Raw genomic sequence first — 24,090 nt, 5'->3', positions numbered from 1 at the left:
CGGACGGTGCGCGGGCTCGCGGCCAGTTTCGGCGAGGGCGTTGACGAGTGGGAGCCGGTGGCTCCGTTCGCGTTGCTGTCCGACGCGGACCGGGCTGCTCTGCCGACCGACCTGACCGACGCCTACCCCGCCGCGCAGACCCAACTCGGCATGCTCGTCGAGCTGGCCACCAGCGGAGTCCGGGCGGCCTACCACAGCGTCATCGCCCACCAGGTCCGCGACGGGCGACCGCTCTCGGCCGACGCGCTGCGGGCCGCCGTCGCGACGGTCGTCGCCCGGCACGAGATCCTGCGCACATCGTTCGACCTGACCGGTTACTCGGTGCCGATGCAGCTCGTCCACGCCGAGGTGACCCCGCAGGTGACCGTGGTGGACGGTCGCGACGTGCCGGCCGATGAGCAGGTGCGACGCTTCGAGGAGTTCGTCGCGACCGAGCGGTCCACCCCCTTCGACCTGGCTGTCGCGCCACTGCTGCGCGTCGCCGCGCACCAGGACGGCGACGCGAGTTGGTGGCTGAGCTTCACCATCTGCCACGCGGTCACCGAGGGCTGGAGCAGCGCACAACTGCTCGCCGAACTGCTGGCCGTCTACGCCGACCTGGCCGACGGGCGGAGCCCCACCGAAACCGAACAGCCGGTGGTGCGGTACGCCGACTTCATCGCCGCCGAGCTGTCCGCGCTGGCGTCCGACGAGGACCGGGACTACTGGCGCACGGTGGTCGACGGGCGCAACCCGTTCGTGCTCCCCGCGGGCTGGGGTGAGCTGGGCGATCCGACGGCCATCTCGACGACCGTCGACGTCACCGATCTGGACGAGGCCGTCGCACGGTTCGCCTCCGCGGCCGGCGTCTCGGTCAAGGCGGCGCTGCACGCGGCGCACCTGAAGGTGCTCAGCCAACTCACCACCGAGCAGAGCTTCCACGCCGGGCTTGTCTGCGACGCCCGGCCCGAGGTGCTCGGGGCCGACCGGGTGCAGGGCATGTATCTCAACACTTTGCCGTTCGGATACGAGCGCACCGCCCGGACGTGGCGCGACCTGGTGACGGCGGTCTTCGACCAGGAGGTAGACCTCTGGCCGCACCGGCGGCTCCCGCTGGCGGAGATCCAGCGTGGCAGCGGTCAGCGGCTGCTGCGGGTGCTCTTCAACTACCAGGACTTCTCCCGCGCCGGGCAGTCGGCGACCATGACCGGCACCGAGCCGGTCGTCGTCGGCAGCGCCGGCGACGGCGCCACCGAGTTCGAGCTGTCGGTCTTCGCGCACCGGGGCAACTACCAGCTATCCAGCCGCAGCGACGTGCTCTCCCGAGCAAATCTGGAGCGGCTGGCCGGCATGTACCGGGCTGTGCTGGCGGCGATGGTCGCCGACCCGGCCGGTGACGCGCAGGCTGTCCACCTGCCCGGTGGCGAGCGGGAGCGGTTGCTGGGCGTGGTCGACACCGGCGTCGAGGAGCCGGCGACCGGCACGGTGGTCGAGCTGTTCCAGGCTCGGGTGGCCGCCGCACCCGACGCGGTAGCGGTGGTCGCCGGCCCGACCCGACTGACGTACGCGCAGGTAGACGCACAGGCCAACCGGCTCGCCGGGCACCTGCGGGCCGTCGGTGTGGGCAGGGGCGCGGTGGTCGGTGTCTGCCTGGATCGAGGTGCGGACCTGGTGCCCGCCCTGCTCGGCGTGCTCAAGGCCGGTGCCGCCTACCTGCCGCTGGACCCGACCCAGCCGGCCGAGCGCATCGCGTACCTGCTCGCCGACGCAGCCGCCGGGACGGTGGTCGCCACGGGTGCCCACGTCGACGCGCTCGCCGGTTACGACGGGCATCTGGTGCTGCTCGACCGCACCGACCTGACCGGCCACCCGGAGACCGACCCGGCCCCGGTGAACGACGCCGACGACCCGCTCTACGTCATCTACACGTCCGGCTCGACCGGCCGCCCGAAGGGTGTCTGCGTCAGCCACGCCAACGTGCTGAGGCTGCTCGACAGCGCGCAGGAGCACTACGCCACCGACGAGACCGACGTGGTCGCGCTGTTCCACTCGTACGCCTTTGACGTCTCGGTGTGGGAGTTGTGGGGTGCGCTGTTGCATGGCAGCCGACTGGTGGTGGTGCCGCCGGCGGTGGCCCGGGTGCCGGAGGATCTGCTCGACCTGCTGGTGGAGCAGGAGGTCACTCTGTTGGCCCAGACCCCCACGGCCTTCCGGGGACTGGTTCGGCTGGCCGCCGACGGTGACCAGCGGCTGCGGCGACTGGTGCTGCGCGCGGTCGTCCTGGCCGGCGAGCGGCTGGACTTCGCCGAACTCGCCCCGTGGGTCGATCGGCTCGGACTGGCCCGGATCGCCCTCGTCAACATGTACGGGATCACCGAGACCACTGTCTACTCCAGCTATCACCGGGTCACCCGCGCCGACCTCGCTGCCGGGGTGGGCAGCCGGATCGGGCGTCCGCTGGCCGGTCTGCGCATGTACGTACTCGACCAGCAGGGGCACCCGACGCCGCTCGGTGTGCCCGGCGAGATCCACCTGGCCGGACACGGCGTGGCCCTGGGCTATCTGAACCAACCGGCGCTGACCGCCCAGCGGTTCGTGCCCGACCCCTACGGCCCCGCCGGCAGCCGGATGTACCGCACCGGCGACCTGGGGATCCGCCTACCCGACGGCAGCGTGGAGTTCCTCGGACGGCTCGACGACCAGGTCAAGCTTCGCGGCTACCGGATCGAGTTGGGCGAGGTGGAGTCGGCGCTGGCCGCGCTGCCGGCGGTCGCCGAGGCGGCGGTCGTCCTGCGCGAGGACACTGCCGGCGATCCACGATTGGTCGGATACCTGGCCGGAGCGTCCGGGCAGCGGCCGAGCACGGGTGAGCTGCGCGCGGCGCTGGCCCGCACGCTGCCGGACTACATGATCCCGTCGGCCTTCGTGACGCTGGACCAGCTGCCCCGCAACAACAGCGGCAAGCTCGACCGGCGCGCGCTGCCCGCGCCGCAGGACGGCGATCCCGGCGACGGGCGGGCCATGGTCGGTCCGCGTACCGCGTTGGAGGAACGGGTCGCCGGGATCTGGGCGCAGGTGCTGGGCCTGCCGGCGGTGGGCGTCGAGGACGGCTTCTTCGAGCTGGGTGGCCACTCGATCAAGGCGCTGGTGCTGGCCAGCACGCTGCGGACGGCCGGCTTCGACGTCTCGGTCGCGGACGTGATGGACCTGCAAACCGTTTCCCGGCTGTGCGCCGCGCTGGTCGACCGCACCGGACCGGTGCACGTCGACCGCCCGGTGGAGCCGTTCGAGCTGGTGTCCGCGCCGGACCGGGCCTTGCTGCCGGACGGCCTCACCGACGCGTACCCGCTGTCCCAGGTGCAGCTCGGCATGCTGCTGGAGATGCTGGCCGACAACGGATGGAACCACTACCACAACGTGACGTCCTTCCTCGTCCGCGAGGACGACCCGCTGGACCTGGCGACGCTGCGCGAGGCGGTGGACCTCGTGGTGAACCGGCACGAGGTTCTGCGCTCCTCGGTGGACCCGACCGGCTACTCGGTGCCGATGCAGCTGGTGCATCCAGCCGTGCGGGTGCCGGTCGTGCCGCACGACCTGCGCGGGTTGTCCGAGGAGGACCGGGAGGCCGAGCTGCGCCGCCTCGTCGCCGTGGAGTACGCGTCGCCGTTCGACGTCGAGCGGGCGCCGCTGCTGCGGTTCACCGTCTGCCGGGAGACCGACCGGAGTTGGCGGTTGGTGCTGACGATCTGCCACGTGGTCGTCGAGGGCTGGAGCCTGCACGCGCTGGTCGCGGCGATCCTCGACCGCTACCGCTCGATGCGCCTCGGTGCCGGGCCTGAGCCGGAGCCCCTGCCGGAGGTGCGGTTCGCCGACTTCATCGCAGGGGAACGTCGCGCCCTGGAGTCTCCGGTGGACCGACGGTACTGGCAGGACCTGATGGAGCGGTGCGTGAAGTTCACCTTCCCCACCGGCTGGCTGCCCACGTCGTCGCCGCCGACGCGTACCGCCCACACCGCCCGGGTGCCGTTCCGCGACCTGGAACCAGGGCTTCGCGCGCTGGCCTCCAGCGCGCGCGTCTCGCTCAAGGCGGTGCTGCACGCCGCGCACCTGACGGTGCTCGGCCAGCTCACCGACGAGCCCCGGTTCTACAGCGGCCTGGTCTGCCACACCCGGCCGGACATGCCGGGCAGCGAGCGGGTGTACGCCATGTCGCTGAACACGCTGCCGTTCCCGTACGAGCGCGACTGCGCCACCTGGACCGAACTGGTCCGCCGGGTGCACGCCACGGAGGTCGAAATGTGGCCGCACCGGCGCTACCCCGCGCCGGCGATCCGACCGGCGGGTTCCGGCACCCGCCTGCTCGACGTCTACTTCAGCTACCTCGACTTCAACGAGGTGGTCGGTGAGCACGTCGAGGCGGGCCCCCGGTACGCCGCCGCCAGCTCGGAGTTCGCCCTGGCCGTCTCGGCGGTCGCCGGGCACCTGGAGCTGAGCAGCGACAGCGACCACCTGGAGCGGGCCGAGGTCGAGCGGTTGGCCGCGATGTACCGGCTCGTGCTCGACGCGATGGTGGCGGACCCGGACGGCGACGCCCGCGCGATCCGGCTGCCCGAGGCGGAACGGCACAACGTGCTGGTGGGCTGGGTCGGGGCGACCGACGGCAACGCGCCGGAGCCCGGCATGGTGCCCGACCTGGTGCGGGACAGGGCCGCCATCGCGGGCGACACCGAGGCGGTCGGCGAGCTGAGCTACGCCGGCCTCGACGCGGCGGCGAACCGCCTCGGCTGGCACCTGCGGGAGCGGGGGGTCGGGCCGGAGCGGGTGGTGGGAGTGCTGCTCGACCGGGGTGCCGACCTCGTCACGACCCTGCTGGGCATCTGGCGGGCGGGCGGGGCGTACCTGCCGATCGACCCGTCGTACCCGGCGGCGCGGATCGCGTCCATGCTCACCCAGGCCGGGGCCACCGTCGTGGTCACCAGCAGCGCCTACGTCGACCGGTTCACCGGCGTCGACCGGGTGCTGCTGGACGTCGACGCGGGGCCGATCGCGGCCCGCCCCGACGACCAGCCGCCCGGCCGCACCGACCCGGACCAGCTCGCGTACGTGATCTTCACGTCGGGGTCGACGGGACGGCCCAACGGTGTGCAGGTCAGCCACCGCAGCCTGGCCGGCTACCTGAACTGGGCGGTGGACGAGCTCGTCGCCGACCGGGTGGGTGGCGCGGCACTGTTCTCGTCGGTCGCCTTCGACATGGTGGTGACCACCATCTGGGCGCCGCTGGTCGCCGGGCAGCGGCTGTGGCTGATGCCGACCGACGCCGGGCTGGACGAACTCGGCCCGCGGCTGGCCGCGGCGGGGCCGTTCAGCTTCGTCAAGCTGACCCCGAGTCATCTGGACCTGCTCGCCGGGCAGTTGTCGAGCGAGCAGGCAGCCGCGCTGACCCCGGTGCTGGTGCTGGGCGGCGAGGCGCTTACCGCGCGGACCTGCGCGCGATGGCAGAAACTCGCACCACGGACCGTGCTGCTCAACGAGTACGGACCGACCGAGGCGACGGTCGCCGTCAGCCGTTACCCGCTGACCGGCGCGCTCACCGGCCAGGTCGCGCCGGTCGGCCGGCCGCTCGGCGGGATGCGTACCTACGTGCTGGACGCTCGGCTGAATCCGGTGCCTGTCGGCGCGGTCGGCGAGGTCTACCTCGGTGGACCGCAACTGGCTCGGGGGTACGCCGGACGGCCCGAACACACGGCCGCCCGGTTCGTGCCCGACCCGTACGGGCCGGCGGGCTCCCGGCTGTACCGCACCGGTGACCGCGGCCGTTGGTTGCCGGACGGGCAACTCGACCTGCTCGGCCGGGTCGACGACCAGGTGAAGATCCGTGGGCACCGGGTCGAGCCGGGCGAGATCCGCGCGGTGCTCCTCGAACACTCCGCCGTACGGGACGCGGCGGTGGTGGCCCGCCCGGCTCCGGGCGGGGGCAACCAGCTGATCGCGTACCACGTGGGCGGTGCCGACGACCTGGCCGGGCACTGCGCCCGGCGGCTGCCCGCGGCCCTGGTCCCGGCGGCCTTCGTGCCGGTCGACGCCATCGCGCTCAATCCCAACGGCAAGGTGGACCTGCGGGCGTTGCCGGCGGTGCCACCGCGGACGGAGGCGGAGATCGCCCCGCCGCTGAGTCCGGCCGAGACGATCCTCGCCGGGATCTGGGCCGAGGTGCTGGACGTGCCCAGGGTCGGTCGTCAGGACCGGTTCTTCGCCCTTGGCGGGCATTCACTGCTGGTGGTGCCCGTGGTCACCGCGGCCCGGCAGGCCGGCCTCCCGCTCACCCTGCAACAGGCGATGATGGACCAACCGCTGGCAGACCTCGCCGCCGCGCTCACCGTGGCCGTTACGGCCCCGAGGGCCGGTGCGGCGCGAGCCGTGGCGCTGCCCCGGATCGCGCCGTTGCCCCGGGTCGCTCCACTGCTCGCCGAGGCGCGGGTGCCCGGCGCGTCGCTGGCCGTGCTCGCGGACGGCGAGTTGGTGCAGGTCCTTGCTGTCGGGCACTGCACGGCGGGCGGTGACGCCCCGGTGACCCCGGAGACCATCTTCCAGGTGGGCTCGGTCAGCAAGCTGGTCGCGGCGGTGGGTGCGCTGGCCCTGGTCGACAGGGGAGCACTCCAGCTCGACGCGGACGTCAACGCGTACCTCAAGGGGTGGCAGTTGCCCGCCGACCGGCCGGTGACGCTGCGGCAACTGCTCGGCCACGTTGCCGGCCTGACCTCGACGGGCAGCAGCGGACATCCGCGCGGAGGCCCGGTACCGCCGCTGTCGGACCTGCTGCTCGGCCGTGGCGTGCCCACCGAACCGGTGCGGGCGCTCGACGCGCCCGACCCGGTCGCGGTGGAGCGCAACAGCCACTTCGTGGTGGTCCAGCAGCTCATGGAGGACGTCACCCTGACATCCTTCGCCGACCTGATGGCCGAGCTGGTCTTCGCACCACTGGGGATGACCGGCAGCAGCTTCGACCAGAGCTTTCCGGAGACGTCCGGCCGCCCGGTGGCAGCCGGGCACGACGAACGGGGCGAGCCACACCCACACGGTTGGGAGGTGCGTGCGGACCTGGCGGCAGCCGGCCTCTGGACCACCGCTAGCGACCTGGCCGCGCTGACCAGTGAGATCCAGACCGCCTACCAGGGTGATCCGGCCCTGCTCAGCCTGGAAACGGTGAGGGCACAACTGACCGCGGGCCCGGGCGGCGTCTTCGGGCTCGGCTGCATGGTGGACCGCATCGAGGGGAGTGCTGGAACACACGTGGAGTTCACCCACCGGGGCCACATCACCGGCTACCGGGCGCTCGTCACCGGTCGGGTTCCGGACGGGGCCGGGCTGGTGCTGCTGACCAACGGCGAGGCAGGCGACGAGGTCATGTCGCTGCTGATGTCGAACACCGCACGGACGGAGGACATGTGATGAGGACCTTTCCGAGCGTCTCCGCGACGGTCACCGACCCCACCGTCCAGCAGGTGCGGCACCTGGTGTCGATCCGCGACCTGACCGATGGCGACCTCTACTCGATCGTCGCCCGGGGCGCCGCGTTCGCGGCCGGGGAGTGCGGGAGTCCGCTCGCCGGGCAGGTCGCCGGGGTCTACTTCCTCAAGACCTCGACGCGTACCCGGACCGCCTTCACCAGCGCCGCACTGCGGCTCGGCGCCGGCGTGATCCAGTACGGCCCGCAGGACCTGCAGACCAACACCGGGGAGACCAGCGCCGACACCGGCCGGGTGCTGTCCGGCATGCTCGACGTGCTGGTCGCCCGCACCGCCGGTGACCCGGCCGAGTTGCGGGCCTGGTCTGCCCAGAATCGGATGGCGGTGCTCAACGCGATGAGCGCCGAGGAGCACCCCACCCAGGCGCTGACAGACCTGACCACGTTGCTGCGGCAGTTCGGCCGGATCGAGGGGTTGCGCCTGCTCTACCTGGGGGAGGCCAACAACACGGCCACCGCCCTCGCCCTGGCGCTCACTCGGTTTCCGGGCGTTGAACTGGAACTGCGCACCCCGCCCGGTTACGGCCTGCCCGCCCAGATCCTGGCCGACGCCACCCGGCAGGCCGAGATCAGTGGGGCGAGCATCGTCGAGCGGTGCCACATGTCCGACCTGCCGGGCGATCTCGACGCCATCTACACCACCCGCTGGCAGACCACCGGCACCGTGAAGCCGGACCCGGACTGGCGACACGTCTTCGCCCCGTTCCGGGTTGAGCAGGAACTCTGGCGGCACAGCCCGAACGCGGTGTTCCTGCACGACCTGCCGGCGCATCGCGGCGAGGAGGTGACCTCGGAGGTGCTCGACGGGCCGGCGAGCATCGCCTTCGGTCAGGCGGAGAACAAGCTCTACAGCGCCATGGCGGTGCTTGAGTGGTGCCGATCGCGTGCGGGTGGGACGACGCGGTGACGGTCGTCGAGCCGCCGGGCAGACCCGCCCGCCGCGCGGCGAGGCTCACCCGCAACCGGGACTTCCTGTTGCTCTGGACCGGCTCGGGGCTCTCCGCGCTCGGTGCCCGGGCCACCTCCATCGGCTACACCCTGCTGGTCTACTGGTCGACCGGTTCGGCCACCGCAGCCAGCCTCGTCACCTTCGCCGCGCTGCTGCCGAACCTCGTCGCCCAGCTACCGTCCGGCGCGCTGGTCGACCGGTGGAACCGGCGTTCGACGATGTTGGTCTGCACCACCGGCCGCGTTCTCGGAGCCGGCAGCGTGGCGGCGGTGGTGCTGCTCGACGCGGTGCGGTTGCCGCACCTGATGGTGGTCGCGTTCCTGGAGGCCACCCTCGGCATCTGCTACGCGTTGGCGGAACGAGCCGCGGTCTGTGCCGTGGTGCCCCGCGACCAACTGGGCGCGGCGATGGCGGCCAACGAGTCGCGGGCCAATGCCGCCAGCATCCTCGGCCAGCCGACCGGCACCGTGCTCTATGCCGTGGCCCGGTTCGCACCGTTCCTATTCGCCACCGGGGTGCACCTGATGTCGTTGGTGACCCTGCTGTTCGTCCGACGGGACCTGCGGGCGTCCCGGCCCCCGGACGGCGCGGCAGGCGGGCTGGTCGCCCAGATCAGGGAAGGTGTCGTCTTCATCTGGGGCAAGCTCTACCTGCGTCGGGCGCTGTGTCTCTTCGCGGCCAGCAACATCCTCTTCCAGGTTCTCGGCCTCGGTCTGGTGGTGCTGGTCAAGGACCGGGACGGCACGCCCGCGACGGTCGGTCTGCTGCTGGCGGTCAACAGCGTCTTCGGCATGGCGGGCGCGATGACCAGTAACGCCTACCTGCGCCGGTGGGGCATCCGCCGGATGATGATCGGCATCCACGTGGTGTGGGCGGTGCTGATGCCGCTGCTGGTCGTGGCACCCGGGCTGGTGGCGGTCAGTGTGATCCTGGCGTTGATCAATTACGGCGCCGGGATCGGCAATGTGGCCGGGATGCTGTACCTGCTCAGGACGACTCCCGACGAGCTGCGCGGCCGGGCGGGCTCGATCTTCACGCTGCTCTCCTCGGGCGCCAACTCGATCGGCGCGCTGTTCGCGGGCTTCCTGCTGGACGCCGCACGCATCGAGGTGGCGTTGGCCGTCGTGGGCGCGACGATGGTGGTGATCGCGGTCTTCGCGGTACTGGCCTTCGGCACCCGTGCCGCCGCGGAGGCGGAACGGGCCGAGGCGGCTGCCGAGCGGGCCGACGCCGAGCGGGCCGACGCCGAGCGGGCCGACGCCGAGCGGGCCGACGCCGAGCTGGCGGCGACGGCAGCCGGTCGCGACCCGCATGGCTGAGCCCGGCGACGATATCGAGGAAATATGGCCGCCCACGTCAGGCTGCCCGGCACAGGACCGACCCTGGCGTGGAGGAGACCGACCGATGAGCGAGCACGGCATGTGGCAGCCGCACGAGATCACACCCAGCAGCGCCGGATGCGCGGCCACCGTTGACGGGCTGATCGGCCATCTGCGGGAGCTGGACCTGACGGCGTTACTCACCACCGAGAAGGCGCTGGTGTTCCGGGGCTTCGGCGTCGAGCCGGGCGCGCTGGACCAGGTGATGGACATGGTGCTGCCCAACCGGCTCGCCTACGTGCATGGCAACTCGCCACGTACCAAGGTCGGCCGCAACGTCTACACCTCGACCGAGTACCCGGCGCCGTACACCATCTCCATGCACAACGAACTGTCGTACGCCGCGCACTGGCCGGCCCGCCTGCTGTTCTACTGCCAGCTCGCCGCGCCGACCGGCGGTGCCACCCCGGTGGTCGACGCCCGTCACTGGCTGGAGTCTCTCGACCCGGAGGTCCGCGACGCCTTCGCGGGCGGGGTGTGCTACCAGCAGAACCTGCACGACGGCCTGGGGCTGGGCAAGAGCTGGCAGCAGACCTTTGAGACCGAGGACCGGGCGGAGGTCGAGGCGTTCCTCGACGGCACCGGGGCGACCTGGACGTGGACCGCGGAAGGGCTGCGGGTGAGCCAGGTCCGCCCGGCCACCACCCGGCACCCCGTAACGGGGGTGGAGGTGTGGTTCAACCAGAGCGACCAGTGGCACCCGGCCGCTCTGGACGACGAGGTCGCTCGGGTGATGACCCAGGTGATGACGCAGGACGAACTGCCCCAGTCGGTCACCTTCGCCGACGGCAGCCCGATCCCCGCCGAGTACGTGTTCCAGATCCGCGACCGAGGGCTGGACGCGGCGATCGACGTGGACTGGCGCGTCGGTGACCTGCTGCTGATCGACAACGTGCTGGTGGCGCACGGTCGGCGCCCCTACACCGGGAGCCGCCGCATCCTCGTGGCGATGTCGGACTGACCGGGCATCGGCCGGTGGGAGGAGAAACGTGGAGATGACAGGGGCCGGGGTGCGTGGCCGGTGGCTGCGGACCTTCCGCCGAGCTGAGCGGTCCGACCTGCGCCTGGTCTGCTTCCCGCACGCCGGGGGGAACGCCAACGTGTTCCAACCGTGGGCGGGTCTGCTTGACGGCGCCACCGATCTGCTGGCGGTCTGCTACCCGGGTCGGCAGGACCGGCTGCTGGAGCCCTGCGTGGATCAGATGGACGTGCTCGCCGAACGGATCAGTGACGTGCTCGTGCCGTACCTGGACCGGCCGATCGCGTTCTTCGGCCACAGCATGGGCGCGTCGGTGGCGTACGAGGTCACCCTGGTCCTGGAGTCCCGCTACGGGTTCACGCCGAGCGTGCTCTTCGTCTCGGGACACGGCGCGCCGCACATCTCCCGGGTCGAACTCGACCCGGATCTCGCCGACGACGAATATCTGCTCGGCCGGATCGGCGCCCTGGGTGAGGTCGATCCGGTGCTGTTGCGGTCACCGAAGCTCCGCGAGCTGATCATGCCCTCGCTCCGGGGGGACCTGCGGATGCTCTACCGCCACCTGCCGCGCGAACCGGCGAAGGTCCGAGCCCCGATCGCCGCCTACCTGGGGACCGAGGACCCGACGTGCACCACGTCGACGGTGCGGGCCTGGGGGGAGTTGACTACCGGCGGCTTCGAGTTGGCGACGTTCCCCGGTGACCACTTCTATCTCGTGCCGGAACAGGAGCAGGTGGTTGCCGCGGTGACCGCCCGCCTGGGCTGACCGACGGACCACGCCCCAAGGGACGGTCGCGGGAACCGTGGCCAGAGGAGAGGGCGGTGGGGCCGCTCGGTGGCTCTGTGGTGTACGGGTCACCGTCGGATCAAGCCGAGTTGGGTTGCGGTGGCGATGGCGGCGGTGCGTGAGTCGACGCCGAGCGCCCCGTGGCTGAGGCGCTCATCCGCGCCTCGGACCAGCAGGACGTGGTGGCTGTCACGCTGGTGATCCTCAGCGTCGTCGCGGTGATCCTGGCGTGGGCGCTGGTGAATACGATCTTCGCACTCAAATACGCCCGGCTGTACTACCGCCACGATGGCGGCATCGACTTCAAGCAGGACGATCCACCGGCGTACGCCGACTTCGCGTACGTCGCCTTCACGGTCGGCATGTCCTATGCCCCGGGCGAGAACGAACCGACAAGCAACCGCGTGCGCCGGATCGCGCTCGGGCATGCGCTGCTCTCGCACACCTTCGGAACCGGCATCCTGGCCGTCGCGGTCAACCTGGTCACCAATCTGGGCCAGTCATGACCCCCCCGGGCAGCGGAACTGGTGTGACCTGGTCCGTTGTCCTGCCACCACCGTCGCGGACGTCGAGTCAGCTCGGCGGCTGTTGCCCCTGCGGTCCGACCAGCCATGTCGTGACCTGCCTCAGGGGCTGGCTGCTGTTGACGATCCTTTTCATCCGTTGCCACGCGGCGTGGGCCGGAGACCCGCCCAGCACGCCGCCGAGACCCCCCATGCCGCCGCCAGCCACCGTCCCGCTGCTCTGAGCAAGTTGCTGAGTGCTCTGTCCGAGCTGCTGGGTGGCCTGCCCGAGTTGTTGGCCGACCTGCTGGGTCGCCTGCTGCAGCGTCTGCGACAGCGGTCCATCGGGTCCCAGCGCCTCCTGCGCCGTCTGCCCGACCTGGTTCACGGCGTTGTCCACTGTCTTCACCAGCGACTCGATGATCTGGGGGTTCCGCTCGATTGTGCGGAGGGCGCTGTCGAGGATGCCCCGGAGCTCATCGAGCCGAACCTCAAGCATCGCCTCGGCCTCGACGCCCTTGATGTCGACCTTCACCGTGCCGAGACGCGCCTGAACGCCCACGTCGAGTTGGAGCAGGCTGCCCAGCCGTGCTCGCAGAGAAACAGAGGTGTCCAGATCGTCTACCTCGACGTAGATCTGCTCAACCTTGACCTGCGGGATCTGGAGGACGACGTCCGGGTCTGACATCGTCTTGCTGCTGCGTACACCAGCCGACTGAGGAAGGCTGTGCGCACCACCCTCCGGAATGAGGGGGTGTTCGCCGGGCTTGGCACCCGTCGGCCCGGCGGCGACACTGCGGCTCTCGCCCGGCCCGGCGGATTTTGCGCCTTTCTCGGCGTCGCGCTGCCCATCAACGCGCTCACGCGGTTGCGCCGGCGACTCCCGTGCGCCCGTGTCCCGGCTCTCCGGTTCGGTCATCACGCACTCCTCGGGCTTCGCCTGACGTCCGAACGGGATCAGGTGCCGATCCGGCGGGGCTGGAGCTGTCCCGACCCCGGCCCGGTCAACTTCCAGAACTCCTGCGGCAATTGGTCGACGAAGTCCCCGTACTCCTTCGCGCTGGCAGCCTCACGGAGGGTGTCCAAGACGGCTCGCGCTCCGTCGGTGGCCACCTGGTGATCCACCCCTGCCCGGGACTGCACCCGTTGGAGGAATTCGGTGAGGCCGAACCGTTGCGGATCTTCGGTGGGCCTGGACACCAGGCCGCGTAGCTCCTCGGGGAGTTGGGAGGCGAGGTCCCTTGCCTGGCCACCGGTGACCCGTTTTGCCACGGTCTCAAGCGTGGCGCGGGTGATCGGTTCGGCCTTTTCGGGCGGAACCTTGGGTCGTGCTGCCACAGACTGAATGAACTCGTTGTAGTTCACCTCGGATCCCCTCTCGAACCGGATGGCGGCGGGTACCCGCCGCCGTCGGGGTTAATCGGCGGTTCGTCCGTCCTCAGGGTCGTGGCGGACTGTGGGTGATACGTCGGGCCACGGGCGACTGGTACAGGCCAGCGCTGGTGATGGCGTAGAAGACGGGCAGAAGGACGAAGATGGCCAGGCCGATCAACGGCGCGACAAGGTAGCCGACCAACCCCGCGAGGACGTACAGGACGACCCCGACGAGGGCTCTGAGTCGCTCGACGGGAAAGAAGCCGCCCCTGGCCTGGTCCTTGAGCAGGTCCGGGTTCTTTGCCAGGTAGTGGTAGAACGCCAGCCAGGTAGCGCACAGCAACGCGCCGATCAGCGCGTAGAAGGCGACGGCCACCCGCTGGTCCGTGTTGTTGTGCTCCTGCAGCGCGTCCGACACGACGGCGGTCGGAAACGGCAGCAACGCCGTGCTGAACAGCACGAACAGGTTCATCCAGTGCAGGCCGCGATCGACCTGCTGGATGCGGTTGAACGCCGCCTTGTGGTTGAGCCAGACGACGGCCACATACGAGTAGGACGCGAGATACGCGGCGTACGAGGGCCACTGCTCGAGGAGGCCGGACAGAAGGCGGCCAGGAGGAACGTCCGGCACCCGCAGGTCCAGGACCAGCAACGTGATGATGATGGCGAAGATGGCGTCACTGAACGCCACCGCGCGGCTGGTGTCTGACCGGGTGCCTAGGTCTGCGTCTGGCCCGCTCACCGACTGCGCCTACCCAGGGTCGTCCATGGCAAACAGATGGAGAGCCGAGGTGCGAATGCAGGCCGTCCGCAGAAGGTCGGAGCCCGCGGACAGACGCCGCATCCGGCCACCGGGCGTACCGCGGTGGCCGGATGCGCGTGGTGGTCAGGTCAGGGTTTGAGGACGACCTTCTCGCAGTTGTCCTGCTTGTTCTTGAAGATCTCGAAGCCGCGTTCCGCCTGGTCGAGTGGCAGGGTGTGGGTGATGACCCGGGTCGGGTCGATCTCCCCACGTTCGATGCGCTGCAACAGCGGTTTCATGTAGCGCTGCACGTGGCATTGACCGGTACGCAGGGTCAGCGCCCGATTCATCCACGCCCCGGCCGGGAACTTGTCGAGGAAGCCGCCGTACACGCCGATCACCGACACGATGCCGCCGCTGCGGCAGGACAGGATCGCCTGCCGTAGCGCGTGCGGGCGCTCGGTCTCCGATCGGACTGCCTGCTTGATCCGGTCGTAGGCATGCACATGCGCGGCACCGTGGCTGGCTTCCATGCCGACCGCGTCGATGCACTTGTCCGGCCCCCGCCCACCGGTCAGCTCCAGCAGCCGGGACCGCACGTCCACGTCCTCGAAGTTCACCGGCGTGTGGCCCGCCCGCTCGGCCATCTGCAGCCGGTACGGCTCTTTGTCGATGGCGATGACCTTCGCGGCGCCGAGCGCCCGGGCGCTGTCCATCGCGAACTGCCCGACCGGACCGGCGCCCCACACCGCCACCACATCGGTGGGCTGGATGTCGCACATCTCGGCGCCCATGTAGCCGGTGGGCAGGATGTCGGAGAGGAACAGCACCTGCTCGTCGGTGAGGTCGGCCTCGATCTTCAGCGGACCGACGTCGGCGAACGGAACCCTCGCGTACTGCGCCTGACCGCCGGCGAAGCCGCCAGTCAGATGCGAATAGCCGAAGATCCCGGCAACCGGGTGGCCGAACATCTTCTCGGCGATCCCGGCGTTGGGGTTGGAGTTCTCGCAGCAGGAGTACAGCTCGGCGGCGCAGGCACCGCACGCGCCGCACGCGATCGGGAACGGCACGACAACCCGGTCCCCGACGCGCAGCCGACCCGCATCGACGCCCCGGCCGACCTCCACCACCTCGCCCATGAACTCGTGACCCATGACGTCGCCGTCCTGCATCGTGGGCACATACCCGTCGAGCAGGTGCAGGTCCGAGCCGCAGATCGCGGTGGAGGTGATCCGTACGATGGCGTCGCGGTCGTTGAGGATCTTCGGGTCCGGCACGTCACGGACCTTGACCTTGTTGCGGCCCGCCCAGGTGTTCGCCCTCACGCGTCTGCCCCCTTCGCGAGCTCGGAGTCCGACAGCGGTTGCGCCGGACGCTGCGGGAACTCCTTGCGGGCCCGCTTGCCCCACGGGGCGCCCTCGGATCGAACCACCTGGCCGGTCTCCAGCACCTGCTTGAGCCGCCGCAGGTCGTCGTCCAGCTGCTGGTGCGGTTCCTCACCGAAGTACCTGGCGACCACCTTGCCGATCGGGCCGCCCGGGATGTCGTACGACATGACGACATGCACCTCGGTGCTGACCCCATCCGGGGCGGGAACGAACCGGACCGTGCCGGCGTTCGGCACGTCGGCGTTCCCGGTGGACCGCCACGCGATCATCTCCCCGGGGTTCTCGTCGGTGATCTCCGCGTCCCACTCGACATTTTTGCCGAAGGGCGCGCTGGCGGACCAGTGGCTCGTACGGTCGCCGGTGGCGCGGATCGTCTCGAGGTGTGCCATGAACGTGGGGAGGTTGTCCAGGTCACGCCAGAACGCGTAGACCGTGGGCGGGGGTTTGCGGATGGTTGTCGTAGCTGTCAGCTCCATGGATCCTCCTTCGCGTGGGCCTCGTACCGGCACGGCCGAACCGATCCTCGTGGCGCGGGTGGCCTGCACGGCGGTCAGCAGGTCCACCACCGTGATCCCGACGATGGCGCCGGTGACACCGACGAGGCGACGGCGGCGGTGCCCGCTTCGGTGGGCGATGGCCACCCCGAGAGAGGCGAGGTCCATCGCGTCGCCCACGACCCGCGTCCACGCCCAGATGCCCTTGCGCCGGCTCGTCAGGAGCCCGGCCGCATGGACCAACTCCCGCGCCCCGACCAGCGGCACCATGGTCCGGGAGGTCGAGGAGTCGTCCACCCCGCTGATTCGGCGCACCGTGTCCGGTGCCGCCAGCTGTGCCACGCCCAGACCGAGACTCATCCAGCCGAGCCGGCGCCCTCGCCGTCGTAGGTCGTCCTGCCTGGCCTGCGCGGCCTCTCGGGTTGCTAGTTGAGTCACGGGTCGCCTCCGTATCCGGTCGCACCCCGGCCGAGCCATTCCGGCTCGTGGAAGTCCGGTACGCAACCCATAGAGGCCCGCATACCCCTCGGAAATCACCTCAATCCGCGCATCGGTCGCGGTATGGAGGTGATCCCTGTTCCGCTGCTCAACGCGGCGTCAGGGATGCCACCGCTGTGGGGGCCAGGCCCGCCCCGATGCGCCGGATCCTGAGCCCCGTCGCGTCAAGCCGTCGCCGTCTGGCGGACGTTCTCGCCCTGAGCGAACACCTCGACCATCTTGGCGCAGAAGGCTGAAAGGTCATCGGGGTTGCGGCTGGTGACCAGGCCGTTGTCGACCTGTACCTGTTGGTCCACCCAGTTCCCGCCCGCGTTGCGGATGTCGGTCCGCAGACTGGGGAACGAGGTGACGGTCCGGCCGTTGACCATGCCGGTCTCGACCAACGACCACGGGCCGTGGCAGATCGCCGCCACCGGCTTCTGTTGCTGGAAGAACGCCCGAACGAAGTCCATCGCCTGTGGGTTCATCCGGAGCCGGTCGGGGTTGACCGTCCCGCCCGGCAGCAGCAGGGCGTCGTAGTCGGCCGCGCTGGCCTTGTTGACAGTCCGGTCCACCCGGTAGTGATTGGCAGGGTTGATGTCCTGGTTCATCGACTGGATCTCACCGGAATCCAGTGAGATCAGGTGGACCTCGGCGCCGGCCTGCTCCGCGGCGGCTCGGGACTGGGTGTACTCCACGTCCTCCACCCCGTCCGCGGCGAGACAAGCTATTCGTTTGCCGGTCAGTGGCTGCTGGCTCTGCGCCATTGTGGCGGCCTTCCCTTCGCGGCGCCGCCCCGTCGGCAGCGCATCGTTCGCTCGCGGTCGCCTTCCCAGTGTCAGAACCGGGAAACAGGTCATCGAAGGCCGCGCACGGGCAGACGGATGCGCCTGCTCGCCGATCAGGCAGGTCTGCGCGGAGGAAGGGTCGCCCTACGGAGACTGCTTCCTGTCGATACGGGTAACGCGCACTGACCCCACTGGCGCCGAGGCCCCGGAAAGGCCGACATGACTCTCCCTACCGCTTCGATCGAACTGCCGTCCGGCCAGAGCATGCCCGTTCTCGGCCAGGGCACGTGGTACCTGGGTGAGCGTCCCGCGAAGCGACGGGATGAGCTGGCCGCCCTGCACGCCGGCCTGGACCTGGGCATGACCTTGATCGACACTGCGGAGATGTACGGCGATGGCGCCTCGGAGGAGCTTGTCGGCGAGGCCATTGTCGGACGACGCGGCGATGTGTTCCTGGTCGACAAGGTGTTGCCGTCCAACGCCAGTCGCCAGGGGGCCGTGCAGGCCTGCCGCCGTAGCCTGCAACGACTCGGCGTCGACCACATCGACCTCTATCTGCTGCACTGGCGCGGCAACCATCCACTCGCGGAGACGATCGAGGCGTTCGCTGAACTCGTCGACGCCGGCGACATCGGACAGTGGGGCGTGAGCAACTTCGACCTCTCCGACATGACCGAGCTGCTCGAGGCCGGCGGGGACGACTGCGCGACCAACCAGATCCTGTACAACCTCACCCGCCGCGGCCCCGAGTACGACCTGCTGCCCTGGCTACGTGAACACCGGATTCCGGTGATGGCGTACTCCCCGATCGAACAGGGCAGACTACTCGGCCACGACCAGGTCGCGCAGGTCGCCACGCGGCACGGCGCGTCGCCCGCTCAGGTCGCGCTGGCCTGGGTGCTGAGACAGGAGATGGTTGCGGCCATTCCTCGATCGTCCAACCCGGAACACACCCGGGAGAACGCGGAAGCGCGCGACCTGCACCTGACCGAGGAGGACATCACGGCGCTCGACATGGCATTCCCGCCACCTACCGGCCCACAACCGATGGAGATGTTGTAGGGCCGGCGGCCGTCTCGGTGCAGGCCAGGCGAGATCACCATCGCGCTGGTGGCGATCATCGGGTCGCCGGTAGTTTCGTGCCGGCGGGTCGACGACCGGCATGACGAGCACGGTCTCCTCGTAGAGCGCCCTGACCAGCGGGACCTCCGCGAGTGTCGCAAACGCCCCCGGCGAGATTCGCCCCTTATTGAAGGACTTGCTGCGAAGGTTGCCGATTATCGACGGCACCCGCACGAGCAGATCGAGTGACAGGGGCGGACATTGTGCTACTCGGCGCCGATCGGGTCATCGTGATCGACCGGCTCGACAACTGGCTCCAGATGGCCCAGACGCATCTCGGCGTCGAGACGCTGAACTACGAGCAGCAGGACGTCAGCGGCGAATTGTTGGAGCGCAGTGGCGGTCGAGGCCCGGACGCCGCAAGGGCGGCAGCGTGGGTTATGTGGTCGCGACCCGCCGCAACGACGACATGATCACCGCCACCATGGGTGCCGCCCGGGCGGACGAGTTGATCGCCGCTCTGCCGGCCCGAGCGTGGTGCCGGCTGTCTCGCTCGCATCGCGGGGGCGCGGTGGGCGATCGAGGAGTGCTTCCAGCAGGCCAAGAACGAAGCCGGTCTCGACGAGTACCAGGTCCGCGACTGGCGGGCCTGGTACGCCCACATCACCCTGTCCATGGCCGCCCACGCCTGACTGTCCGTGGCCCGATCCCTTACCGCGAAAAGGGACCCACCTGCGGCTACGACATGATGATCGGCTACACCGTACCGGAGATCCGAAGACTGCTCACCGCACTCGCAGTGCAGTCAACCCACCCACCAGAGCACGTCTGGGTCTGGTCCCGATGGCGCCGCCGACGCCAACACCAAGCCCGAACCTGCCACTACCGACGACACGGCTACCCCTAACCAACTGCCGTTGCAGTATGAGAAGTAATGACGAGGCCCGCGAAGGGGTGGGCCCTCGACGTCTGCCTACGGCCGTCGGTCGGGGCTGATTCCCTGCACCGCCAATGCCAGCAGCCGATCCGCCTCCACGGCTGGGTTCCGATGGTGTTCCGTGGCGAGGACGATGCCGGTGACCAGCGTCAGCAGGCCTGCCGACGTCACGTCAGCCGGCGTTACGCCGGCCCTGATGGCCCGTTGCACCAGAGGTTCACCGGCGTCGGTGACGCGCACGCAGACATGTCCCTGATCTGCCGCTTCGCCTTCTGCGCGCATCCACGCCGCGGCCAATCCTCGCGTGGAGGTGGCGTATTCCACCAGTGCGGCGAGCCAGCCGAGCAATCCGGCCCGTGCGTCTTCAGTTCTGACCAGTTCGCGGGCGCGGGTATCCAGCGCCTCCATGTGCTCCTGGAAGACGGCGTCGAGCAGGGTGCGCCTGCTCGGGAAGTGCCGGCGCACGGTGGCTGACCCGACGCCGGCGGTGCGGGCGATCTGCTCCATCGACGCGTCCGCGCCGTGCGCGGCGACCTCCTGTGCGGCGACGCTGAGGATCAGCGCGTAGTTTATCGACCAGCTCGGCTTCGACACTGTCGACACCGGACCGCTCGCTGACAGCTGGCGCTTCGAGCCCGAGGCCGGCGCCTACACCACGATCTACCTCGCCGACCCTGACGTGCCGGTCGAGCAGATCATGCAGGCTCCCGCCGCGCCGCTGCCGATCGACAAACTGCGCGCCGCGTTGCAGGCCGCCGAGCGCACCTTCTAACCATCACTCAGACATGACCGGGCAAGGCCGAACACGATCTGGTGAAGGTCGCTCGTGGGCATCCTCGTGCCGCCGCTGGCGATGGTGGCTCTCCAGTTGCGTTGCCGGTGGCGGCCGGCGGCGGGTGGCTGGGGGCTGGGACCGGGCCGGTGCCGTCCCGGTGTCTGCCGCCGGAACAGCCGGCTCGATCCCAACCCTCGCTCGGTCACTTCTGACAGAATGCCGCGATGCCCATCGCGCTGCGGATGCCGTTGACGATGTGCTGCCGGAAATGTGCGTCGCCCACCAGCTCAGCGTCGGTCCAGGCCGCGATGTCGTGGCCGAGGGTCGTCAGCCAGGCCCGACCGCCGTCGTAGTACTGGCACCAGGAAACCAGGTGTTCCCTGCCGTGCCCAGGGTGGCCGAGGCCGCCCGTGGTGCCCTCCAACATGCTGGCTTCGTTGACGCGTAGCAGTGGCTGGACGTGGCTCGGCTCCGGGAAGAGGTTGTACCACTCATCCTTGAACTCCCACGTCCGAGGCAGGCTCTGGGTGGACGCGTCCCGCTTCGATTCCGCGACTACTGTGGCGTTCTGGTGCCGGCCGTGGTCGTAGAAGTTCGTTCCACCGAGCAGACCCTCATACCACTTCCAGTGGTACTCCGTGCCGAAGGCGTTGTGGATGCCGACGAATCCGCCGCCGCCCCGGATGTACTGCATCAGCGCGGTCTGCGCGTTGTCGTCGAGCGTGTCCCGGGTGGTACTGAGGAAGATCACGGTGTGGTACGGGCGTAGTCGTCCGGCGGAGCTGAGCTGGCCGACATCCTCGGTCCAGTCGGCGGCGATGCCCGCCTCGCGCAGCCATGTTACGAGGTTGGCCTGGGCGACGTTGTCAGCGCCGAGTTCCGGGTTGAGCCCGGCGGGTAGGGCGGTGCCGAGGTGGGCGTGCCGTGGACCGGCCGTCCGGGTGTAGATCAACGCGCGGCCCGCCTGGCTCGGGTCGGCCCGGTCGCCCCAGTCGTTGTAGCACTTGGAACTGGTGCCCCGGCAGACGCCGTAGTCGAACATCGCCTTGAGCGGGCTGCTGGCGGTGCTGACGCCTCTGACCGAGCCGGCGGTGGCCGGCGGGCTGGCGGCGGAGGCGGTGGTGAGCGCGAGTCCGAGGACGACGGCGGCCGCGAGCAGGCTCATCGCGGTACGACGGGAGACTCTCACTGGTGTGCTCCTCTCCGATGTGGTGGATGGCGACTGCCAGTCAGGCCAGCCGTTTGCGGTCTCCCGGCCGCTGGAAGCCGGACCTGCTGTAGTAGCGCCGTACGTTGCCCCTGGCGTCGACCTCGAGGCTGTAGTGCCTGAGGAAGTCCCACAACAGCGGGCACTCCTCGGCCATCGTGTTGTGCGAGCGATAGTTGTTCCTGGTGAGCTTCAGCACCGGGATCGCGGTGTCGCGGTCGTGCCAGGCCCAGGTCTGGAATCGGTCGTGCCAGCCGCTGAACCTTCCGCCAAGGGTGTCGACGTCCGACAGTTGCAGCTTGTTGACCTGCAGGTGGTAGCGCGCCCAGTGGTCCAGGCCGTTCTGGGTGTCGTCCCACGGTCCGCCGGCGAGCGAGGTGAGGTCGCCGTAGCCGTAGATCTGGTAGTTGGGGATCACCTTGCCGCTGGCCGGATACTGCACACCGTCCATCGACACCGTGCCCGAGGAGTTTGGGGCGGCGGTGAAGGACGTCGACGCGACGGCAGCGAAGTACTCCGGGAACGCGATCGCGAGATTCTGGGTCACCGAGCTGCCCGCGGAATGCCCGGTCGAGTAGAGCCGCGTCGGATCGACGGGGTACTGGCTCAGCATGACCTCGCGGAGTTGCCGGTAAAAGGTGACCGAGTCCCGATGGCTGACCGACACCGAGTTGTTGCTGTACTGCTCGCAGATGGTGACGAGGATGAAGCCCTCCTGCTCGGCGACCTTCCACCACTGGGTAGCGTCCTGGAACAGCTTGTCGGTCTGGCTGTTGCCGGGCCAGACGAACACGACGGGGGCCCTGCGACCCCATCGACGACGGGCCGACCGGGGGACGTGGACGAGGTACTCCCGGATGAAACCCTCGACCATCATCGTCCGGACCTGGATGTCCAGCCTGGCGAAGTCGGCACGCTCGAAGAGCTGGTTGCCGTACGCGAAGAAGTTCTCGTACCGGGTGTACGAGGTCAGAAAGGCAAGCAGTCGCTTCGTCGTCTGCTTCGACCGCCAGTCAGCCGTCCGATCCTGGACCGCGACCCGGGAAATCGGCCCGGCGTGGGACGTCATCCACCGGTTGGAATCGCGCCGCTGCCGGTAGACCGTGCCGAGCGTGCCGTCTCTGGTGCCACCGGGTGCGGTGTCGTTGGCCCGCTTCCAGTACTCCAGGCTGGCGCCGATGGACCGCTCGTCCGAGCCGATGTACCAGGTGGGTAAGACTGTCTCGTCGTACCTGACGAGGTCGAAGCCGTCGGGAAAGACGACCGGGGTGTAGGTGCCGTCGGTCTGACCGTCGAACACCCGGGCCGCCTGGGAGTCCAGGTAGGACGCTCTGAGGCCACGGGAGCCGACGTACGCCTGACTGATGACCCGCAGCGGGTGGGCGACGGCCCACGCCTCGAGTGCGGGTGCTCCTGAGTCGTAGCCGACGAGGTAGTGCAGGCCGAAGATGGAGAAGTAGGCGTTGTTCTGGAAGAAGGACATCGCTGCTGCGACGTAGCTGGCCTCCTGCTCGGCGCTGCCCCAGCCGTCGGGGCCGGGCTCGAGGACGTACACCCCTTCCTCCCGTTCGTCGGCAACGTCGTGCCAGGACGAGGTGCTCAGGAAGGCGGCCGTCTCGACACCTTCGGGAACCGCGATCACCGTGTAGTGGGACCTGATGGGTGTCTCCGGCGAGATGTACACCTTTGCGGTGCGTGTCACGCCGCCGACGTCGAAGGTCTTCGTCCAGTACCCGGTCATCTCCTTCGGGATTTTGTTGGCGCGGCTGTAGTCGTAGGCCGGGAACGGGCGGCCGTCGAGTGGTTGCGGAGTACCGAGGGGCTTCGATGGCCTCCTGCCCGCCTGCACTGCCGGCGTGCTGAAAGGTTCGGTCACCAGCGCCGCCGTCGCGGCGACGGCGGCGGTCCCTTGTAGTAGTTGGCGTCGACCGATCGTGCGCATGGTGGTGGCCCTTCCGCGTTGACGAACGAGGGCGGGTGGTCGCTGTGCCACAGTGGCGCCGTGTAAGGGCGATCCGCCGTCGGCTGGGCCCGCCAGCGTTGCTTCGGGCGGCTTCCGGGCGGTTCGCGACAGTGAGATCAGAGAGGTCCGTCTAGTGGACCGTTCGATCTGCTAGGCAGACCATATCGCTCGGCTGATCAGGCGGCAAGACCCCGTACCGGTTGGGTTCCGTCGCCCGGGAACGCCGTCGGGGTGCCGGACGGCCCCGTTCCAAATTCCGACACGCCGAGCCGTCCGTCAGACGCTGCCCGCGCCATCCAGGTGGGTCGGCTGAATCGAAGGGGGTATCGGCCCCTTGTTCCGTCGGCCCTGGCCGCTCTCCTCCCAGGCGTGCGCGAGGATCCCGACGCTGCGGGCGAGCACGAACAAACCCCTGGCCAGTGGTGCCGCAAAGCCCAACTCGCCGTACACGACGGCAGTGCAGCCGTCGATGTTGATCGGAACCGGGCGGGTGCGCCCGGTCGAGAGAGCGCGCTCGACCGCGCGGGCGGCCTGGAGAAAGTCACCTGCCACCACTTGGTCGGCGACCGCCAACTCGACCAAATCGAGCAGTGGATCGCGGCGCGGGTCGACGGTGTGGAACCGGTGACCGAAGCCGGGCAGGTACTTCGACCGGGCCTGCCACCGTGCGATGACCACCGCCGCGGCACGATCGGCGTCGGCCTCGTCCGTAGCCTCGCGCGTGATCTCGGCCAGCAGGTCCATGCACTGCTCGCCGGCTCCACCGTGCACGTCGCCCAGTA

The 24,090-nt window shown here is 69.7% G+C and carries 18 protein-coding genes and 1 pseudogene; 9 read left to right on the top strand and 10 right to left on the bottom strand.

Annotated elements, in window-relative coordinates; translation table 11 throughout:
- Positions 1-57: 57 nt before the first annotated feature.
- The 6 genes from ABZ749_RS05660 (at position 58) to ABZ749_RS05635 (ending at position 12,104) form a co-directional block, all read left to right on the top strand.
- Positions 58-7,428 carry an amino acid adenylation domain-containing protein gene (locus tag ABZ749_RS05660; protein WP_357223114.1) on the top strand — a complete coding sequence of 2,457 codons (7,371 nt, stop codon included), beginning with the start codon at positions 58-60 and terminating at the stop codon, positions 7,426-7,428.
- The gene (locus tag ABZ749_RS05655) at positions 7,428-8,411 is read left to right on the top strand and encodes an ornithine carbamoyltransferase (RefSeq protein ID WP_357223111.1); all 984 of its coding nucleotides are present in this window, start codon (positions 7,428-7,430) and stop codon (positions 8,409-8,411) included. The genes ABZ749_RS05660 and ABZ749_RS05655 overlap by 1 nt, the downstream gene beginning before the upstream one ends.
- Positions 8,375-9,772, top strand: a complete 1,398-nt coding sequence (locus ABZ749_RS05650) for an MFS transporter (protein ID WP_357223108.1) — start codon at positions 8,375-8,377, stop codon at positions 9,770-9,772. Before ABZ749_RS05655 ends, ABZ749_RS05650 begins: the two co-directional genes overlap by 37 nt.
- Positions 9,773-9,857: 85 nt before the next feature.
- Positions 9,858-10,793: a TauD/TfdA family dioxygenase gene (locus ABZ749_RS05645; RefSeq protein WP_357223105.1), complete on the top strand. Its 936-nt coding sequence runs from the start codon at positions 9,858-9,860 to the stop codon at positions 10,791-10,793.
- A gap of 34 nt (positions 10,794-10,827) precedes the next feature.
- The gene (locus tag ABZ749_RS05640) at positions 10,828-11,577 is read left to right on the top strand and encodes an alpha/beta fold hydrolase (protein ID WP_244219063.1); all 750 of its coding nucleotides are present in this window, start codon (positions 10,828-10,830) and stop codon (positions 11,575-11,577) included.
- Between the two features lie 161 nt (positions 11,578-11,738).
- A complete protein-coding gene (locus tag ABZ749_RS05635; protein WP_357223102.1) occupies positions 11,739-12,104 on the top strand; it encodes a DUF1345 domain-containing protein in 366 nt (121 codons plus the stop codon).
- A gap of 67 nt (positions 12,105-12,171) precedes the next feature.
- Here ABZ749_RS05635 and ABZ749_RS05630 read toward each other — a convergent pair whose 3' ends face one another.
- The 6 genes from ABZ749_RS05630 to ABZ749_RS05605 form a co-directional block, all read right to left on the bottom strand.
- Positions 12,172-13,020, bottom strand: a complete 849-nt coding sequence (locus ABZ749_RS05630) for a hypothetical protein (RefSeq protein WP_357223100.1) — start codon at positions 13,018-13,020, stop codon at positions 12,172-12,174.
- Positions 13,021-13,058: 38 nt separating this feature from the next.
- The gene (locus tag ABZ749_RS05625) at positions 13,059-13,439 is read right to left on the bottom strand and encodes a DUF2267 domain-containing protein (protein WP_357223097.1); all 381 of its coding nucleotides are present in this window, start codon (positions 13,437-13,439) and stop codon (positions 13,059-13,061) included.
- A 100-nt stretch (positions 13,440-13,539) separates the two neighbouring features.
- Entirely contained in the window at positions 13,540-14,166 is a 627-nt protein-coding gene (locus tag ABZ749_RS05620) for a TMEM175 family protein (RefSeq protein WP_357223093.1), read from the bottom strand.
- A gap of 200 nt (positions 14,167-14,366) precedes the next feature.
- Positions 14,367-15,542 carry a zinc-dependent alcohol dehydrogenase gene (locus tag ABZ749_RS05615; protein ID WP_357223090.1) on the bottom strand — a complete coding sequence of 392 codons (1,176 nt, stop codon included), beginning with the start codon at positions 15,540-15,542 and terminating at the stop codon, positions 14,367-14,369.
- Entirely contained in the window at positions 15,539-16,459 is a 921-nt protein-coding gene (locus ABZ749_RS05610; protein WP_357223087.1) for an SRPBCC family protein, read from the bottom strand. The genes ABZ749_RS05615 and ABZ749_RS05610 overlap by 4 nt, the downstream gene beginning before the upstream one ends.
- A gap of 302 nt (positions 16,460-16,761) precedes the next feature.
- On the bottom strand, positions 16,762-17,343 hold the full coding sequence (locus ABZ749_RS05605; RefSeq protein ID WP_357223084.1) for a type 1 glutamine amidotransferase domain-containing protein: 582 nt from the start codon (positions 17,341-17,343) through the stop codon (positions 16,762-16,764).
- Between the two features lie 240 nt (positions 17,344-17,583).
- Between ABZ749_RS05605 and ABZ749_RS05600 the strand changes: the two genes are divergently transcribed.
- The 3 genes and pseudogenes from ABZ749_RS05600 to ABZ749_RS05590 form a co-directional block, all read left to right on the top strand.
- Entirely contained in the window at positions 17,584-18,426 is an 843-nt protein-coding gene (locus ABZ749_RS05600) for an aldo/keto reductase (RefSeq protein WP_357223081.1), read from the top strand.
- 245 nt (positions 18,427-18,671) lie between these two features.
- Positions 18,672-18,899, top strand: coding sequence for a hypothetical protein (locus tag ABZ749_RS05595; RefSeq protein ID WP_357223078.1), 228 nt, complete (start codon positions 18,672-18,674; stop codon positions 18,897-18,899).
- Positions 18,900-18,974: 75 nt separating this feature from the next.
- Positions 18,975-19,175 (top strand): annotated as a pseudogene (locus ABZ749_RS05590) (IS701 family transposase); the annotation flags it as partial.
- Positions 19,176-19,399: 224 nt separating this feature from the next.
- On the opposite strand, the gene ABZ749_RS05585 reads toward ABZ749_RS05590, so the two are convergent.
- The 4 genes from ABZ749_RS05585 to ABZ749_RS05570 all read right to left on the bottom strand — a co-directional run.
- On the bottom strand, positions 19,400-19,957 hold the full coding sequence (locus ABZ749_RS05585; RefSeq protein ID WP_357223075.1) for a TetR/AcrR family transcriptional regulator: 558 nt from the start codon (positions 19,955-19,957) through the stop codon (positions 19,400-19,402).
- Between the two features lie 383 nt (positions 19,958-20,340).
- Complete coding sequence (locus ABZ749_RS05580; RefSeq protein ID WP_357223072.1) at positions 20,341-21,327, bottom strand: ThuA domain-containing protein; 987 nt, start codon at positions 21,325-21,327, stop codon at positions 20,341-20,343.
- Positions 21,328-21,367: 40 nt separating this feature from the next.
- Complete coding sequence (locus tag ABZ749_RS05575) at positions 21,368-23,086, bottom strand: hypothetical protein (protein ID WP_357223069.1); 1,719 nt, start codon at positions 23,084-23,086, stop codon at positions 21,368-21,370.
- A 498-nt stretch (positions 23,087-23,584) separates the two neighbouring features.
- On the bottom strand, positions 23,585-24,090 hold a 506-nt coding region (locus ABZ749_RS05570; RefSeq protein ID WP_357223066.1), incomplete at its 5' end, for a citrate/2-methylcitrate synthase.

Source organism: Micromonospora sp. NPDC047753 (assembly GCF_040642735.1).
Lineage (GTDB): Bacteria > Actinomycetota > Actinomycetes > Mycobacteriales > Micromonosporaceae > Micromonospora.
Note: the sequence above shows the minus strand (reverse complement) of the source record. Positions and strands in the feature narration are given on the sequence as shown.

Excerpts from the sequence above, each read along its gene's own strand:
- ABZ749_RS05655 (WP_357223111.1), top strand. The coding sequence starts at position 7,428 with ATGAGGACCTTTCCGAGCGTCTCCGCGACGGTCACCGACCCCACCGTC.
- ABZ749_RS05645 (WP_357223105.1), top strand. The coding sequence starts at position 9,858 with ATGAGCGAGCACGGCATGTGGCAGCCGCACGAGATCACACCCAGCAGC.
- ABZ749_RS05640 (WP_244219063.1), top strand. The coding sequence starts at position 10,828 with ATGACAGGGGCCGGGGTGCGTGGCCGGTGGCTGCGGACCTTCCGCCGA.
- ABZ749_RS05630 (WP_357223100.1), bottom strand. The coding sequence starts at position 13,020 with ATGACCGAACCGGAGAGCCGGGACACGGGCGCACGGGAGTCGCCGGCG.
- ABZ749_RS05610 (WP_357223087.1), bottom strand. The coding sequence starts at position 16,459 with ATGAGTCTCGGTCTGGGCGTGGCACAGCTGGCGGCACCGGACACGGTG.
- ABZ749_RS05605 (WP_357223084.1), bottom strand. The coding sequence starts at position 17,343 with ATGGCGCAGAGCCAGCAGCCACTGACCGGCAAACGAATAGCTTGTCTC.
- ABZ749_RS05600 (WP_357223081.1), top strand. The coding sequence starts at position 17,584 with ATGACTCTCCCTACCGCTTCGATCGAACTGCCGTCCGGCCAGAGCATG.
- ABZ749_RS05575 (WP_357223069.1), bottom strand. The coding sequence starts at position 23,086 with ATGACCGGGTACTGGACGAAGACCTTCGACGTCGGCGGCGTGACACGC.